Raw genomic sequence first — 15,896 nt, 5'->3', positions numbered from 1 at the left:
TCCGCTCACGTCGTCGCCTCCACGACGCGGGAGACGGCCGTGAGCTTGCTCGGGTGCGTTTCCGGCGGGATCTCGGTTCCACTGGCGGGAAACACCGCGTCCGGCGCGTCCGTGAAGCGATCCTCGATCGTGGACTCGATCTCGTCCGTCGACTCCGCGAGCAGCTCGGGAGTGATCCCGCCGCCGACGCGGAGGTCGGGGAATCGGTCGGCGAGCGTCGCGGGATCGCTGCTGTCGAGGAGCACGCCGTCGATCGACGTCCGCTCGGCGATCTCGGCCGCGACGTCCACGTCGTACCCCTCCGGCACGAACGCCACGGGAACGCCGAAGAACTCGGCGATGTTCCCGAGCATCTCCAACGCCGCGACGTTCGTCTCGATGACGGCGGACGGCGATTGGGCTCCCGTGGCGAACTCGGTCACGAGGAACGCGTCGACGCCCGCCCGGCCGTAGGCCCGTGCCACGTCGCCGAAGACCTCCCGTATCAGCGCCGTCGTCTCCTGGTTCGCGTCGAGGCGTGCGTCCGGCAGCAGCTCGTTGAAGGTCGCGACCGGACCGGGGAGTCCGCCGACGACCGCGACGTCCTCGAGGGTCGTGGTGAGTCGTTCGGCCACGTCGAGGACCGTCGGGACGCGTCCCGCGGCGGCCACGTCGGTCGGCGCGCTCAGCTCGCCGCCGCCGGAGACTGAGTCGACGACGAAGCGATCGGCGTCATCGCTCCACTCGACGGCCGCGTCGAGGACGTCACACAGCAGCGTCCGGTCGAGGGTGGTCGCCACTGCGTCGTGCTCGAAGAGCCGCTGTGCGCGCTGCCGGCCGTTCGCGGACTGCGTGGCGTTCCGGTGGTAGATCTCGTGGGGCACCTGGTTGATCTCCGCCGCCAGCGTGTCGACGAGGGGCACGAACGGCTGCTCCGTCGAGAGTCCTTCGAGGTAGTCGACGGCCGGCGGCGATCCGAAGCTCATCGTTCGATGATCCCGTTGGCGTATTCGTCGATCGTGTAGGTCCAGTCGTCGGGAACGACGTAGGTCGTGTCGGTCGCCTCGATCAGCGCCCGTCCCTCGACGACGTTGCCGGGCTCGAGCTCCTCACGCTGGTAGACGTCGGTCTCGACCCAGCCGTCGACGGGCCAGTACGCCTCGCGGGATCCCTTCCGGGCGTCGCTGGGATCCGCGTCCCCGAGTTCGTGTCGAGCGAGATCCTCGGTGGCGACGGGCCCGACCGCGGTCAACACCAGCGTGTCAAGGTCGATCTCGTCCTCCGGATCGGCGTCGAACGCGTCGATCACGGGGTCGAGGTCGTCCGGACCGCCGATTCGGGACGGCACGTCGACCTCGTGGATCTCGTCGCCGAGACGCGCCAGGATCGACGTCTGGAGCGCGACGTCGTCCGCGTCGAATCCCTCACCGGCCATGTCCTGGATCGCCTCCGCCTCCAGCCGCTCGACGGTTCGGCGGAACGCGTTCCCGTCGACCGAGGGAACGTCTCCGGCGATGGTCTCGCCGAGCGCCGCCGAGTAGCGGTGTTCGACGTCCAGAGTCGCGCCGCCGAAGGCGCTGAACTCGGCCGCGGCAGGGGCGGTGATGATGCGGTTGACGCCGGCCGCTGCGGCGAAGGTACAGCAGTGGGTCGGCCCCGCGCCCCCGTAGGCGATCAGGGTGACGTCGGCCGGGTCCTCGCCACGCTCGGCCAGCTGCGACTCGATGCTGTCGGCGATGTTTCGGTCGACGCGCCGTCTGACCTGGAGCGCGGCCTCCGCGACCGAGGCGTCGAGCGGGTCGGCGACCTGCCGCTCGATCGCCTCCTCGGCCCGGTCCGCGCTGAGCTGCTGGTCCCCGCCGAGGAAGTAGTCCGGGTCGATGTACCCAAGCGCGACGTCCGCGTCCGTCGTCGTCGGCTGGAACCCGCCGAGGTCGTAACACGCCGGTCCCGGTTCCGCACCGGCGCTCTCGGGGCCCACCGAGAGCTCCCCGTCGCTCACCGAGGCGACGCTGCCGCCGCCGGCGCCGGCCGTGTGGACGTCGATCATCGGGACGTGGACCGGCATATCGGCGACCTCCGGCAGGAGGTTTCGTTCGAGCTCGCCGTCGACGATCGTGCCGAGGTCGATGCTCGTGCCGCCCATATCCGCGCTCATCACCGACTCCAGGTCGTACAGCTCCCGGAACGCGTCGGCGCTGAGCACTCCCGCGACCGGGCCGGAGTTGTAGGTGTGCAACGCGACGGTCTTGGAGACGCCGGCGACGCCGCCGGTCGACTGGCCGATGAGCAGCGGGTTCGAGTAGCCGCTGTTTCGGGCGTCGTCCTCCGCCTTGTAAAGCGAGCGGGCCATCGGCCGATGGACGTACGCGTTGACCAGAGCCGTGTACGTGCGCGTTCGATACCCCGGTCGGCTGCTGACCTCGTTGGCGGTCAGCACCTGGTTGGGGCCGAGGTAGTGGGGCGGATACTCGGTCTCGATGACCGTGCGTGCCCGCTCCTCGTTCGTCTCGTCGTGGAACGAGTTGGCGAAGCTGATCAGGATGAGCTTCGCGCCCCTGTTCATCAGGGTCTTTGCGGCCGCCTGTACCTCGTCGGCGTCCACGGGATCGACCACCTCGCCGTCGGCGTCGGTCCGCTCCTCGACGCCGATCACGAGGTCTTCCCCCGAGATCAGACCGTCATCGTCCTCGGCGCTGAACAGGCCGTCCTCCTCGCCGGCCGTCGCGATGAGCCCGATCTTCGGTCCCGACCGCTCGATGATCGTGTTCGTCCCGATCGTCGTCGAGAATCGGATAACGTCCGTGTCGACGAGGAACTCCTCGGTCGGTTTGTCGAGCTTATCCGCCGCCTTGTCGATACAGTTACGGAAACACACCGTGAGGTCGTGGTCCGTCGTCGGGACCTTGACCGTCGTCGATCCATCAGGATACGACACGTAACCGTCGGTGAAGGTCCCACCGGTGTCGATGCTCACGTAGTAGTCATCCTCTGCCATGCGACCGAACTCTTGGTTACAATCGTTATAAATATTCCGGTGGTTGTGAACATATTCCGTGGGGACTATAATCGTGACAGAAAACCGCACCCATTCCGTCGTCAGCCCTCCAACGAGTCGTCGATCGACTCCGTCGGCCCGGTACGGATCGCTGTGCCAACCGCCCGAGGACCGAATCGCCTCACGATGAGATCTTTTGGTAATGACAAATACAGTCAAACTCAGCGGGTATTCGCGCGCCGAGCCAGACAGATCTCGCCATCACACCCCGGTGAATTACACCTATATACGTGTAATTATTCCGGAGGATCGACGAGGGATCTCCCTGGCTCTTGCTTCACCAAGCCCCCCCAACTCCCGTCTCACCAAACCTCTCGTTCTCGCGAGTGAATCCGTATTTCGATGTCGGTGGCCGCCTCCGTGACGGCAGCCGGAATCGTCTCCTCGAACCGGGTGCCGGTCCAGCTCGCGGCCGATCCGGAGACGCTAACCGATCCAATGACCGCGCCATCCTCATCACGGCGGATCGGTGCGCCGACCGCCCGTATGCCCGGCATATGTTCCTGATCGTTCCGCGCGTATCCGTGTTCCCGGATCGTTTCGAGTTCCGTGAGCAGCGTCTCGCGGTCCGTAATCGTGTGTGAGGTTCGGGACGGGAGTCCGTGGTCCGCAAGCAGCTCCCGTACCCGATCGTCGGACAGATACGCCAGGATCGACTTTCCGTTCGCCGTACAGTGCAGATGTCGCTGCAGCCGGCCACGCTTTTCGACGTGGAACTCCTGGCCGATCGCGTTCGCTCCGTAGACCTCCTCGAGTATCAGAAGCCGATCGTCGTACTCACGTGTCAGGTGGACACAGCCGCCGGTCTCCTGGGCGAGTTCCTGAAGGATGGTCTTCGAGGCGGCATAGAGGTCCGATCGGTTTCGAACACGGACGCCGAAGGGAATGAACATCGATCCCAGCCGATACTGTGTCCCGTCCTTGTCGACGAAACCGTGATCCCGCAGCGTCGCAAGGTACGTGTGGATGCTGCCGGCCGACAGCTCCGAGTCGGCCGCCAGTTCCGAGATCGTCGACGGTCCGTTCCGGCGAAGGGTCTCCAGGATCTCACACCCCCGATCGACCGATTGGATGGTTCGTTTTTCGGTCTCACGAGCCATACTACCACATCTCGTTCGAGACGGTTAGTTTTTGTCATTACCAAAAACGATCGCGGGCCAGAACGATTAGTTATAATACTAATATACAAATACCTCGTATATTTTACTTAGATACATACTATCTATCGTCCGGGAGACCGCCACGATTCCGGTGGATAAGGTGATCGCAGGTCGGCGTCGAGCAGCCGTCACTCGGCGATCAGCCGTGAACAGCCGTCACCGAAAGGAGTGTTTGAGTGGTCTTTCTCAGCCGTTTCTCCGTAGTACGGTCGCTCTATCGTCGCTACTCGGTGATCAAATAGTTCATCCGTCGATCTCAAACCGGTCCGAAGGGGGTCGATGGTACCAGTTCCTGCGTTTTTAATCTGCAGAATTATAAATATACAATATATTATATTTAATTTATATATTTATAGTTGCGCTATGCCACCATTCAGCTGCGACGCGCGTTGTCGATCGATCCTGCATCGCGATCGAATGCTCCCACATCGAGATCGTATGTTCCGTCCCACCGTCCAAAACTCGTTCCACTATCCGAGAACTCCGTCCCACCGCCCGCCTTATTAGGCCCGCCGCGAAACCGTGCCGTATGACCCGATTCGACGCCGCCGAGGAGACGGAGCGGCACGCGCTGTTCGCCGACGCGGTGAGTGCCCACCGTGCCCGGTCGAGCCCGGTGGCGACCCTCGACGTCGACGCCGACAGCGACACCACGACGACCGAGGACGACCTCCCGCCGTGGATCCAGGTGGCGGGCACCGAGGTCGTTCTCGACGTCACCGACGACGAGCTCGATCGACTGAAAACCCTGCTTGACGACTATCCCGAGTTCCGGATCGACGAGCTGCACAGCCCCGAGGACGCCGAGGGGACGAACGCCGTGATCACGGCTCGTTCGGACGCCAACCGGATCGCCGACTTCATCGAGCGGACCTTCCGAACCGTCTTCGAGCTCGACGACGACTACCGGGTGTGGGCGAGCGAAATCTGAAGCGCACAACACTATACCGACGGGGTTCAAACCGTCTAGTATGACCGATCTCACCGACCGCATACTCGTCCCGATCTCGAGCGAGGCCGACGCCGTCGCCACCTACGACGCCCTCTCGGGATACCTCGACACGGAGACCGCACTCGTCGTCATCAACGTGATCGAAAAGGCCGGCGGCGGGATCGACAAGGCGAGCGTCGAACAGCGTCGCGAGGTCGCCGAGGAGGCCTTCGAGGCGATCCGCGGGCTCGCCGAGAACGACGACGTCCCGATCGAGACCGCGATTCACTACGGAACCGACGTCGCCGAAACGATCACCGCCGCTGCCGCCGAGCACGATGCGACCACGGTCGCCTTTCGGTCACGCGGCGGCGGACGGATCCTCGATTTCCTCTCTGGCAGCGTTCGCACGAAGCTCGTAACGAACAGCGATCGACCCGTCATCGTGCTCCCACGAAACGGGGCCGAGACGGACACCGAGACGGCATAAGGCAAGTTCCCGTCGGTTCTGGGAAGTCTCGATCGGGCGGTTCCGTTCCCTACGGATCCCGATCGGCCGGCTCGGTCGCGTGCTCTCGGGTTCGCTGGCCGCGGACGTAGAGGTACGCGAGCACCGGCACGATCGTCAACACGAGCGTCGCGACCGCCCAGACGGCCGGATAGCCGATGCCACGGTCGCGTGCGTCGCGGTAGATCCAGACCGCGACCGCGAGGACGACGCCGTAGATGGCGCCGTAATACACGAGCGACCGGACCGTCGCGAGGTCGACGGCGAGGGGAACCACCGTGACGAGGAGATCGGAGGCGGCGGGTGGCGCCATCAACGGCCCCCGAACCGCCGATCGCAGCCGGATCGATCGCGACGGGTCATCGCCAGGGCCGTGACTCGGCGGTGAGCTCGCCCGCAAGCGACGTTCGCATCGTCCCCGCGACGTCGTCGGCGTTGGCGACCGCCCACATCAGCTTCACCATCGCCGTCTCGAGAAGCATGTCGCCGCCCTCGATCACGCCCGCATCGAGCAGGTCCCGGCCGGTGTCGTAGACGCGGTCACAGACGCGCCCCTCGAGACACTGACTCGTCATCACGACCGGCGTCCCGTCGTCGACGAGCGCCTCGATCCGCGGGATGAGATCGGTGTGGACGTGTCCGAGCCCCGTGCCCGCGACCACGACGCCCGCCGCGTCCTCGAGGTACTCCCAGGCGGCCGGGTCCATTCCCGGAGCGAAGGTGGCAAGTTCGACGTCGGCGGCGAGGTCGGGCTCAATGTCGAGGGTCTCTCCGCGGCTCGCGTACTCGCGGCGGAGCGTAATCGCCTCGTCTGCGACCGCCCCGTCCGAACCGTCCTCCGTGGCGGTTTCGTAGTCGATCTCCCCGAGCGGCTTCGCGCCGACCGTCTCGAAGGCGTCCCGCCGGGAGGTATGGTTCTTCCGCACGCGCGTCCCGCGGTGGAGCGCGCACGCATCGTCGGACTCATCGGCGTGCATACAGACGAGCACCTCCGCGCAGTCGGATTTGGCTGCCTCGACCGCACAGACAGCGTTCATCACGTTGTCCGAGGAGGGGCGGTCCGCGGAGCGCTGGCTGCCCGTGAGAACGATCGGGACCGGCGTCTCGAGGATGAACGAGAGCGCGGCGGCGGAGTACTGCATCGTGTCGGTGCCGTGCATCACGACGACGCCGTCGGCTCCGGCCGCGATCTCCTCGTGGACCGCATGCGCGAGGTCCTGCCAGATGGACGGGTCCATGTTTTCCGAGAGGATGTTCGCGACCACCCGCCCGCGGTAGTTCGCCCGCCCGGCCAGATCGGGGACTGCCCGGAGAACGTCCTCGGCGTCGAACCGCGCGGTCACCGCGCCGGTCCGGTAATCCACCGTCGAGGCGATCGTCCCGCCGGTCGAGATGAGCGAAATCGTCGGCAGGTCGTCGTCGAAGGTGATCTCCGAGACGTCGCCGGCCTCGGGGTCCGGCTCGTCGTCGACCACGTGGACGTCCGACTCGAGGACGTCGACCGACGCCGCCTCGCGGTCGACGCCGACATTGTATCCGCCATCGAGTTTGATCACGAGATGTTCGGCCGTCGAGGAGGGCATCAACACGCCCTCGTTCGTGACGTCCGCCCGTTCGACGCGGACGCGATCCCCTGGGTTCATACTCTCCGGTTGCGAGGGCGCGGACTTGAATCCACTCGTTCGGGACGCTCGCGGGCGTCCCGATCGACGCGCCGCTCGCCGTCGGGATCGATCGAAATCCGCCGGGAGGCGAGGCTTTTTGCGGAGCTCCCGAGTAGGCGGAGCCGTATGGCGATGCCCGCCGCCGGTCCCGACGACGTTCGTGAGCGCTGTGCCGATTGCGGTGAGGAGACCCACCATCGCGTCCGCGTCGAGATCCGGACCGAAAGCGAGGACCCCGAGAACGCCGCCTTCTCCCGGGAGCCGTACCGCGTTGCGGTCTGTACGCGCTGTGGCCACGAGACCGCGACCAGAATGAACAACGCGTGAGGCGGGACACGACACACTGCCGCGACCACGACGGTCTCAATCGAACCGGTGAATGCCCGCGGTCGTGACCTCGACGCCGTCCTCGGTGACCAGGATCGTGTGTTCGGCCTGGCTCACGAGCTGTCCGTCGGATTCCTTGAGCACCGGGTAGCCCGTGATCACGTCCCGCTGTTTGAGCCGGCGCAGCGCCATCTCGACGCCCTCGATGTCGAGCCATCTGGCGGCGAACGGGAGCCCGTCGAACTCCCGGATCGCGTCGAGGACCTGCCGGGCGCGGCGGTCGCGAACGCTCCGGTCGTGTTTGAGCTCGAAGATCTCCTCGGTCGGCCCCTCCCCGACCTTGCCGCGGCCGTCGGTCGCGAACGGCTCGATCGCCACCGCCTGGCCGGGCTCGAGCGTAACCGACCGGTCGACGCCGCGGTTCGGGACGTTCGGGCCGGTGTGGGCGTCGTACCGCTCGACGCCGTGGCCCGAGAGGTTCAACACCGGGGTGTAGCCGTAGCCACGGATAACGTCCTCGACCGCCTGCCCGATCTCGCCGACCGGGACGCCCGGACCGGCCTCGTCGACCGCGGCCTCGAGGGCCATCTCCGAGGCCTCGACGAGCTCGGTCGATCCGGTGTGGTCGACCGTCACCGCGGCGTCGGCGATGTAGCCGTCGACGTGGACGCCGACGTCCAGACACACCATCTCCTCGCCGATCGCCGCGTCGTCGTCGACGCCCGGCGTCGCGTGGGAGGCCTCCTCATCGACGCTGATGTTGACGGGAAACGCCAACCCGGCGCCCTGCTCCCGGACGTAGTCCTCGGTCCACTCGGCGATCTCGAGATGGGTCGTGCCGGGCTCGACCATCTCCCGTGCCTCATTCATCGCATCGGCGAGTATCGCCCCCGCCTCCCGGTAGCTCTCGATCTCGTCCGGATCGAACGGCTCGTCGCTCATACCCAGCGGTTCGCGGAGCGAGCGGAAAGAGGTTGCGGGACCGGCCGACAGCCCCGGATCCAGGAAACCGATCGACCGGATCTACGGCGTCGGCGCGGCCTTCTGCAGCGCCGTCTCGGCGATGTTGCCGCCGTAATCGGCGCTCCGGAGGACTGAATCGACGACGAGCCCGAGCAGTTGTGCCCGCGTCGGGTCCAGATCGCGGAGCAGCTCGTCGATCTGGCGAACCCGGTCGTCGATGTCGCGGACGTGTTCGCGCGCGTCGTTCGCCATCGCCGTCGCCTGCTCCGTGTCGTCCTCGAAGAGGGCGTCCATGGCGGTGTCGATCACCTCGACGGCGTCCTCGTGAAGGTCATCGATCGCCGAGAGGACGTCGTCGGGGAGCGGCTCGTCGATGTTGAGGGTCAGATGGGCGATCTTGGTCGCGTGATCGCCGATCCGCTCGAGCTGGCGGGCGCTGGAGTGGTTATCGAAACACGCCTCACGGGGCAACCCGAGCTCCTCGGCCGCCTTCGGCGTCCGCAGCGTCGACCGGAAGATGCGGGAGACGACCATCCACAGCCGGTCGAGATCGTCGTCACGCCGGATGACGTCGCGCGCGAGACCGTCGTCGAGATCGCGAAGCGCCGTCAGCGCGTCCGAAAGCATCGACGTCGAGATCAGCCGCATTCGGGTGACCGCGTTGTGGATCGACAGCTCCGAGGAATCGAGTAGGTCCCGGACCACGACTCGATCGCGGGTCTCCTCGAGCACCTCCAGCCCGACGAGGCTCTGGGTCGCGTCCCGGATCGTCGACCGCTGCTCGGTGGTGATCTCCGAGCCCTCAAGCGCGATGACGTCGAAGCCGCTCACGTACATCGTCATCACTGCCCGAGTGAGCTCGCGATCAGTGAGGTCGGTGATGTCGAGGGTTCCGGTGGTCCCCTCGTCGTCGGATCGCGGGCTCAAAAGCAGCGAGTCCCCGTCGGGGTAGAACTCGACCTCGCTGCCGGCCTCGACGTCGTTCCGGTTCGCCCACGTCTTGGGGATCGACACCGTGTACGTGGACCCACCCGTCACCTGGACTTTCCGCGTTTCCATAGCGTATCTCTCTGTAGGCTATGTATAAATGTAACTATATATATACCGCCCAGACTTCGGATCGCCAATCCACCATATACCCGTTACATCTTCGGATGTCGGCGTGATATACCAGAACGGGAATTGGAGTAAATCGCGGATTTTCCGCAGAGATCCGTGTCTGAATATATATCTATATAGATCTTATAGTAGGTTATTTACGTCCACGAAGCCCTCCACTAGGTGATGACGGACGACTCCTGGGCGCTCCCGGTTGGCCGAACTCGCCGGCGACGGCTCCCGTCCGTCCAGACGTGTTCCCGTTGTGCGTTCTCACCGCGATCGATCTACCAATGAGCGACAGTTACCACATCCAAGAAACCGACGCCGACTCGTCATCCTCACCCGATCCAACACCGGACGACTCGTCCACGGACGACACGGTTCGGCCCGGCGAGACCGACGACCTCGTGCCGACGATCGAGGACGTCCCCGAGTCGCAGTCGGTGATCCGATCCGAGGATCTGACGGTTCACTACGGCGACGAACAGGCGCTACAGTCGGTTACGGTCGGCATCCCCGAACGGGAAGTGACGGCGATCATTGGTCCGTCCGGCTGTGGGAAATCAACGTATCTCCGGTGTCTCAACCGGATGAACGATATGATCGACGCAGCGAAGATATCCGGAACCGTCCGGTTCCGCGGAACCGACATCTACGCCGAGGACATCGATCCGGTCGCGCTCCGCCGGAAGATCGGGATGGTGTTCCAGAAGCCGAATCCGTTCCCGAAGTCCATCTACGACAACGTCGCCTACGGACTGAAGATCCAGGGCTTCGAGGGCGATATGGATGCCCGCGTCGAGGAGGCGCTGCGCAACGCCGCCCTGTGGGATGAGGTGAAAGACCAACTGGACAGCTCCGGACTCGACCTCTCCGGCGGCCAACAACAGCGGCTCTGTATCGCCCGCGCGATCGCGCCGGATCCGGAGGTCGTCCTGATGGACGAACCGGCCTCCGCGCTCGATCCCGTCGCGACCGCGAAGGTCGAGGACCTGATCGCGGACCTCTCCGAACAGTACACCGTGATCATCGTCACGCACAATATGCAACAGGCGGCCCGGATCTCCGATAAGACCGCGGTGTTTCTCACCGGCGGCCAGCTCGTCGAGTTCGGCAATACGGACCAGATCTTCGAGAACCCCGAGAACCAGCGCGTGGAGGACTACATCACCGGCAAGTTCGGGTAGCGACACGCCGTTTCGGAGGTCGGCGATCGACGATCGCCGCTCAACCGTCAGCGGTTGACGATCGACGATCGGACACGCGGCGAGATACCCGACGGGCCACTGCGGGGGGCATATTTAAGTATCCCCGACCATTCGACTGGAAGCGATCGGATCGACGCACGAAGTCGGGGCGTTCGTCCCCGACGGAACGACGACACGGGTTCACCGACATACGGGTTCACCGATGGTTCGCAAGGAATACCAGACCAAACTCGACGAACTGCGCGACGACGTGCTCTACATGAGCGAGGTCGTCGCGGAGCGTCTGCGGCTGGCGCTCGACGCACTCGAACAACAGGACGGCGACCTCGGCGAGGAGGTGATCACCGGCGACGCGGAGGTCAACGAGCTCTACCTCGATCTCGAACAGGACTGTATCGACCTCATCGCGCTCCAACAGCCGGTGGCCGGCGACCTCCGGTTCATCGCCGCCTCCTTTAAGATAATCACCGACCTCGAGCGGATCGCGGACCTCGCCACCAATCTCGGCGGATACGCCGGCGAGGCACACCAGGAGCTCTACCCCGACGTCGACATCCAGCGTATCGGCGACGCCACGCTGGAGATGCTCGAGACCGCGATGAACGCCTATCGCGAGGAGACGGCCGAGGCGTGTTATGCGGTCTCGGAGATGGACGACGAGGTGGATGAGCTGTGTGAGGCTGCCAGCGAACTGGTCGTGCGCGACCTGATCCAGCGCGATCAGCTCGGAAGCGACGAGGACATCGAGGGGACGATGCGCGACGTCTCACGGCTGCTACTCACGATCCGCGATCTCGAACGCGTCGGCGATCACGGCGTCAACATCGCGGCCCGCTCGCTGTACATGATCGAGAACAACGACGACCTGCTCTACTGATCGCCGGCCCACCGGCGTTTCGGACCTCGTTCGACGGCGCCCTCGACGAGGACCAGTCGCTCGTTTTTATATCCATCCCGGATCTGTATCCGGTATGGACCACCAGCGAATCGCGATCCTCGCCCACGAGAAGTTCCCGGACCGAGCGAAGACCGCCCTCGGCGTGATGCGGTACGGTGATCAGGAGGTCGCTGCGGTTCTCGACCGCGAAACCGCCGGCACGCGTGTGCACGACCACCTCGTCGAGAGCGACGCGGCGACGATCGACGATGCGCCGATCGCGGCGTCCTTCGCGGACCTTCTGGAGGCGGAGGGCGGTCCCGACGACCACGGCATCGACGCCCTCCTCGTCGGGATCGCGCCGATCGGCGGCGGCCTGGACGACTCCTGGCGCGCGGACATCCGGGCGGCGATCGAGGCGGGTTGTGACGTGGTCGCAGGGCTTCATTACTTCCTGAACGAGGACGAGGAGTTCGCCACGCTCGCAGCCGAGCACGGCGTCGAACTGATCGACGTGCGCGATCCCCACGAGGGGCTCGGCGTCGCCGAGGGACGTGCCGGCGACGTGGACGCGGACGTGATCTGTACCGTCGGGACCGACTGTTCGGTCGGGAAGATGACGGCGACGATGGAGATCGTGGCGGCCGCTCGCGATCGCGGGATCGATGCGGCGGTGATCCCGACCGGACAGACGGGGATCCTGATCGAGGGCTGGGGCAACCCGATCGACCGGGTGATATCCGATTTCACCGCCGGCGCGGTCGAGGAGATGATCCTCGAGAAGGGCGACGAACACGACCTGCTCGTCGTCGAGGGACAGGGCAGCATCGTCCACCCGGCCTACTCGGCGGTCACCTGCGGCATCCTTCACGGGTCGATGCCCGACGCGCTGGTGCTGTGTCACGCGGCCGGCCGCGAGGCGATCCACGGCTACGAGTCCTTCGAGCTGCCGCCGATCCCCGAGTACGTCGACCTCTATGAGGGCCTCTCGGCCCCGGTCGCGGACGCGGACGTGATCGCAGGCGCGCTCAACACCAAGGACGTGGCGGACGACGCGACAGCCCGGAGCGCCGTCGACGAGCTGGCCGCCGACCTCGCGGCGCCCGTCAGCGATCCGGTCCGCTTCGGTGCCGGCCCGATCGTCGAGGCGATCGAGGCGGAGGTCCTCGAGGGATGAGCCTCTCGACGTCGTTCGAGCGCCTCTCCGTCGAGCTCGAGACCGCCTTTTCCATCTCCAGGGGAACACAGACCCACGCCGAGAACGTGATCGTCAGGGTCACCGACGGCGGCGGAATGACCGGCATCGGCGGCGCCGCGCCGGCGGCCCACTACGGTGACACGCCGGAGACCGTCGCGGCGGTGTTGCCGGACCTGCTCGCCGTCGTCGAGGAGATCGATGACCCCCACGCGCTCGCCGCGATCGAGTCCCGAATGGCCGACACGGTTCGCGGGAATCCCGCCGCCCGAACGGCCGTCTCGATCGCCGTACACGATCTCGCGGCCCGCCGGCTCGGCGTTCCGCTCCACCGATTGTGGGGGCTCGACCCGACGGCGACACCGCGGACCTCCTACACGATCGGCCTCGACACGACGGAGCGCGTCCGCGAGAAGACCGAGGCCGCCGTCGACGCAGGATACCCGATCTTGAAGATCAAACTCGGGACCGATCGCGACCGCGAGCTGATCGAGGCCGTCCGGTCGGCCGCGCCGGAGGCGACGATCCGCGTCGACGCCAACGAGGCGTGGTCACCATCCGAGACCGTCCGGAAAAGCGAGTGGCTCGCGGAGTACGGGGTCGAGTTCATCGAACAGCCCGTACCGGCGGAAAACCCCGAGGGGCTGCGCGTGGCCTACGAACGGTCCGCGCTGCCCATCGCCGCCGACGAATCCTGCGTCACGCTCTCAGACGTCCCGCGGATCGCCGACCGGTGTGACATCGCGAACCTGAAGCTGATGAAGACCGGGGGGATCCGGGAGGCGAGACGGATGATCGCGGCGGCCCGCGCGCACGGGCTCGAGGTGATGCTTGGCTGTATGATCGAGACGAACGCGTCGATCGCCGCCGCGGCACAGCTCGCGCCGCTCGTCGATTACGCCGACCTCGACGGCTCACTGTTGCTTGCCGCCGATCCCTTCACCGGCCCCGACCTCTCGAGTGGACGGATCCAGCTCGATGCGGACGCAAACGGGATCGGCGTCCGGGAGTAGGGGATCGGCGTCCGGGAGTAAGGGATCGGCGTTCGGACGGAGTGAGATCGGTGTTCTGACGGGCGGTTACCGATTCTCTGCGTCGACGTCCTCCGCCCCGAGGTCCTCAGTCTCCAGGTCGGCCACATCGACGTCCTCGTCCGCGTCCGCCGTGTCGACCTCCGCCTCGAGATCAGCGAGTTCCGACTCGACCTCGTCCGTCGACGCCGCGGAACCCGACCCATCGCCATCGGCGCCGGTTCCGGCCTCGGACTTGAGCGTCTCCAGTTCGGCCTCGACCTCCCGGTCCGAGGAGACCTCCTCGAGCTCGCGGTCGATGCTGTCCTTGTCCGAGAGGGCGTCGTCGAAGGCGCCGGTGTCCTGCAGCTCGTCCATCGCCTGCGACCGCGCCTCCATCTCGTCGGTCCGGTCCTCCGCGCGCTCGATCGCCCGCCCGACGTCGTCCATCTCGTCGCCGACGCCGGTCATCGCCTCCGACACGCGCGTGGACGCCTCCGCCGCCTCGTAGCGCGCCTTCATCGTCTCCTTTTTCGTTCTGAACTCCTCGATCCGGCTCTGGAGTTCGTTCTTTTTCTCGACCAGCGAGTCCTGTGTGGACTGGAGCTCGGCGATCTGGCCCTCGATCTCCTCGATCTGCTGCATCTTGGAGTTCTTCTTCTCGAGGGCCTGCCGCGCCAGGTCGTCGCGGTCCTGTTGGACGGCCTCCCGCGCCTGGCGGTTGTGCTTCTCGACGTTCTCCTCGAGGCGACGCTTCTGGATCTCCAGCCGTTTCTTCTGGGTCGTCAGGTCGGCGATCCCCTGTTTGACGTCCTGGAGCTCGTCGCGCATCTGTTCGTAGGAGTAGTCGAGCGTCTCGGTCGGGTCCTCCGCCCGGTTCAGGATCGAGTTCACCTTCGAGCGGATGACGTACGAGGCGCGTGAGAGGATACCCATATACGTCATTGACGGCCTGTCCGGTAAAAAGTCGTGTGTCCGGGAGGAAGTCTGGTGTTCGGGAGCGATCCGTCCAGACGACGGATCATCGACGTTTAATCGATCGCCACGCAACCGTGGGTATGCGACTCATCGCGTTCGACTTCGACGGGACGCTCTCCGACTCCGAGATGACGGTGTTGCTCGCCGAGCGCGCCGGCGTCGCCGACGAGGTCGCGGCGATCACCGAGCGGGCGATGAACGACGAGATCAGCTACGCGGAGAGCCTCTACCAGCGGGCGGAACTGCTGGAGGGGCTCCCCGAGGCGGACGTCGAGGCCGCCTTCGACGACGTCCGGGTTCGACCGGGATCGGCGGCTCTCATCGAACGGCTACAGGCGGCGGGCCATCACGTCGCGATCCTCACCGGCGGGTTCGAGCGCGGCGTCGAGGCGGCCCTCGAACGCGAGGGCGTTTCCGTCGACACGATCGTCGCGAACCGGCTACCGCAGTCCGGCGGTCGCCTGACCGGGGACGCCGAGGGGCCGCTCATCGAGGGAACCAAGGACGACGCCCTCGAGTCGCTGGCCGAGGAGGTCGGCGTCCCGATGGCCGACACGGTGGCGATCGGCGACGGCGCCAACGACCTCCCGATGCTCGAGGTCGCCGGGCTCTCGATCGGATTCGTCCCGAAAGACGCGGTTCGACCGTCCTGTGACGCCGTCGTCGCCTCGATGCCCCGACTGGGTCGCGTACTCGAGGGGTATCGGGTGCTTCGGGCCGACGACGACGCCGAACGGGTTCCCGAGCGGCGGCAACCGGAGTAACGATTAAGACGACGGCTTCGATCAGGTACAAGTGATGAACGGTCACACACCCACCACCCCGGCCGGAACGAGCCGATCGCGGGTCGCGGAGTGGGCCGCGCTCGTGGGCGAGGACGTCCCGGAGGACCGGCTGTCGGAGGACCGCATCCCCGACGACGACACGGACCGATAGG

The 15,896-nt window shown here is 65.9% G+C and carries 17 protein-coding genes; 9 read left to right on the top strand and 8 right to left on the bottom strand.

The genetic code is table 11. From position 1 onward, the window contains the following. Positions 1-5: 5 nt before the first annotated feature. The 3 genes from BLW38_RS09185 to BLW38_RS09175 form a co-directional block, all read right to left on the bottom strand. Positions 6-965, bottom strand: coding sequence for a uroporphyrinogen decarboxylase family protein (locus BLW38_RS09185; protein ID WP_092816954.1), 960 nt, complete (start codon positions 963-965; stop codon positions 6-8). Next, complete coding sequence (locus BLW38_RS09180) at positions 962-2,977, bottom strand: hydantoinase/oxoprolinase family protein (RefSeq protein ID WP_092816953.1); 2,016 nt, start codon at positions 2,975-2,977, stop codon at positions 962-964. Before BLW38_RS09180 ends, BLW38_RS09185 begins: the two co-directional genes overlap by 4 nt. Before the next feature lie 362 nt (positions 2,978-3,339). Further along, positions 3,340-4,137, bottom strand: coding sequence for an IclR family transcriptional regulator (locus BLW38_RS09175; RefSeq protein ID WP_092816952.1), 798 nt, complete (start codon positions 4,135-4,137; stop codon positions 3,340-3,342). 589 nt (positions 4,138-4,726) lie between these two features. Here BLW38_RS09175 and BLW38_RS09170 point away from each other — a divergent pair. After that, on the top strand, positions 4,727-5,128 hold the full coding sequence (locus BLW38_RS09170; RefSeq protein WP_092816951.1) for a hypothetical protein: 402 nt from the start codon (positions 4,727-4,729) through the stop codon (positions 5,126-5,128). A gap of 40 nt (positions 5,129-5,168) precedes the next feature. Then, on the top strand, positions 5,169-5,618 hold the full coding sequence (locus BLW38_RS09165; RefSeq protein WP_092816950.1) for a universal stress protein: 450 nt from the start codon (positions 5,169-5,171) through the stop codon (positions 5,616-5,618). Positions 5,619-5,667: 49 nt separating this feature from the next. Here the strand turns inward: BLW38_RS09165 and BLW38_RS09160 are convergent, their stop codons facing one another. Next, entirely contained in the window at positions 5,668-5,949 is a 282-nt protein-coding gene (locus tag BLW38_RS09160; protein WP_245710124.1) for an ABA4-like family protein, read from the bottom strand. Positions 5,950-5,995: 46 nt separating this feature from the next. After that, positions 5,996-7,279, bottom strand: coding sequence for a Glu-tRNA(Gln) amidotransferase subunit GatD (gatD, locus tag BLW38_RS09155; protein ID WP_092816949.1), 1,284 nt, complete (start codon positions 7,277-7,279; stop codon positions 5,996-5,998). A gap of 147 nt (positions 7,280-7,426) precedes the next feature. On the opposite strand from gatD, the gene BLW38_RS09150 reads away from it, so the two are divergent. Next, a complete protein-coding gene (locus tag BLW38_RS09150; RefSeq protein WP_177167469.1) occupies positions 7,427-7,627 on the top strand; it encodes a DUF7835 family putative zinc beta-ribbon protein in 201 nt (66 codons plus the stop codon). 36 nt (positions 7,628-7,663) lie between these two features. On the opposite strand, the gene map is transcribed toward BLW38_RS09150, so the two are convergent. Together map and BLW38_RS09140 are read right to left on the bottom strand one after the other, a co-directional pair. Continuing rightward, positions 7,664-8,569 (bottom strand): type II methionyl aminopeptidase, encoded by a 906-nt coding sequence (gene map, locus BLW38_RS09145; protein ID WP_092816948.1) that lies wholly within the window; start codon positions 8,567-8,569, stop codon positions 7,664-7,666. 81 nt (positions 8,570-8,650) lie between these two features. Continuing rightward, positions 8,651-9,649: a phosphate signaling complex PhoU family protein gene (locus BLW38_RS09140; RefSeq protein WP_092816947.1), complete on the bottom strand. Its 999-nt coding sequence runs from the start codon at positions 9,647-9,649 to the stop codon at positions 8,651-8,653. A gap of 332 nt (positions 9,650-9,981) precedes the next feature. Here BLW38_RS09140 and pstB point away from each other — a divergent pair, with 332 nt between their 5' ends. The 4 genes from pstB (at position 9,982) to BLW38_RS09120 (ending at position 13,984) form a co-directional block, all read left to right on the top strand. Then, on the top strand, positions 9,982-10,878 hold the full coding sequence (gene pstB, locus BLW38_RS09135) for a phosphate ABC transporter ATP-binding protein PstB (RefSeq protein ID WP_092816946.1): 897 nt from the start codon (positions 9,982-9,984) through the stop codon (positions 10,876-10,878). A 223-nt stretch (positions 10,879-11,101) separates the two neighbouring features. Further along, a complete protein-coding gene (gene phoU, locus BLW38_RS09130) occupies positions 11,102-11,776 on the top strand; it encodes a phosphate signaling complex protein PhoU (RefSeq protein ID WP_092816945.1) in 675 nt (224 codons plus the stop codon). A 94-nt stretch (positions 11,777-11,870) separates the two neighbouring features. After that, positions 11,871-12,953, top strand: coding sequence for a DUF1611 domain-containing protein (locus tag BLW38_RS09125; protein WP_092816944.1), 1,083 nt, complete (start codon positions 11,871-11,873; stop codon positions 12,951-12,953). Next, a complete protein-coding gene (locus tag BLW38_RS09120; protein WP_092816943.1) occupies positions 12,950-13,984 on the top strand; it encodes a dipeptide epimerase in 1,035 nt (344 codons plus the stop codon). Before BLW38_RS09125 ends, BLW38_RS09120 begins: the two co-directional genes overlap by 4 nt. Positions 13,985-14,050: 66 nt before the next feature. On the opposite strand, the gene BLW38_RS09115 is transcribed toward BLW38_RS09120, so the two are convergent. Continuing rightward, positions 14,051-14,917: a PspA/IM30 family protein gene (locus tag BLW38_RS09115; RefSeq protein ID WP_092816942.1), complete on the bottom strand. Its 867-nt coding sequence runs from the start codon at positions 14,915-14,917 to the stop codon at positions 14,051-14,053. 122 nt (positions 14,918-15,039) lie between these two features. Between BLW38_RS09115 and serB the strand changes: the two genes are divergently transcribed. Further along, the gene (gene serB / locus BLW38_RS09110; RefSeq protein ID WP_092816941.1) at positions 15,040-15,723 is read left to right on the top strand and encodes a phosphoserine phosphatase SerB; all 684 of its coding nucleotides are present in this window, start codon (positions 15,040-15,042) and stop codon (positions 15,721-15,723) included. A 34-nt stretch (positions 15,724-15,757) separates the two neighbouring features. After that, positions 15,758-15,895, top strand: a complete 138-nt coding sequence (locus BLW38_RS16255) for a hypothetical protein (RefSeq protein ID WP_177167468.1) — start codon at positions 15,758-15,760, stop codon at positions 15,893-15,895. The last annotated feature ends 1 nt before the right edge of the window (position 15,896 follow it).

It is taken from the genome of Halopenitus malekzadehii (genome assembly GCF_900108505.1).
Classification (GTDB): Archaea; Halobacteriota; Halobacteria; order Halobacteriales; family Haloferacaceae; genus Halopenitus; species Halopenitus malekzadehii.
The sequence above is the reverse complement of the archived record's forward strand: the minus strand, read 5'-3'. Positions and strand labels throughout refer to the sequence as shown.